Source organism: Penaeicola halotolerans, from assembly GCF_016464625.1.
Lineage (GTDB): Bacteria > Bacteroidota > Bacteroidia > Cytophagales > Cyclobacteriaceae > Penaeicola > Penaeicola halotolerans.
The window spans coordinates 1-321 of record NZ_JAEAGO010000032.1 but is presented as its reverse complement, the minus strand read 5'-3'; the positions used below and the strand labels follow the sequence as shown (position 1 = coordinate 321).

General features: G+C 43.9%; 1 protein-coding gene. It reads right to left on the bottom strand.

Features of this window, described 5'->3' with window-relative positions; all coding sequences use genetic code 11:
• Positions 1-321: GH3 family acyl-acid amido synthetase (locus I5349_RS13655; protein WP_226391337.1), on the bottom strand; the 321-nt coding region annotated here is incomplete at both ends.

Below are 321 nucleotides of genomic sequence, written 5' to 3'. Positions count from 1 at the left end.
ATCCCGTAGTCTAGCATCAAGAGCATCTCTCCTGAATTAGCCTGTTCCTGTATGCCGAAGAAGCGTTCTGAGGCATTGTAAGTTTCTAGGTAATTCATGCCTTTCTTAGGGATTAACTCTTTGTAAAGCTGTCTATAAGGTCCGAAAGCTACTGCCCCGTGAATGAAAAGCTCTAAGTTAGGCCATACTTCTAGGATGTTTTTGGCACCCTTAAGCTCTACGATACGCTGGATCAAAACGATAGACCAAGTAGGCACGCCAGCGATATTGGTGACATTTTCCTCAGAAGTCACTTTGGCCATTTTCTCTATTTTGGCTTCC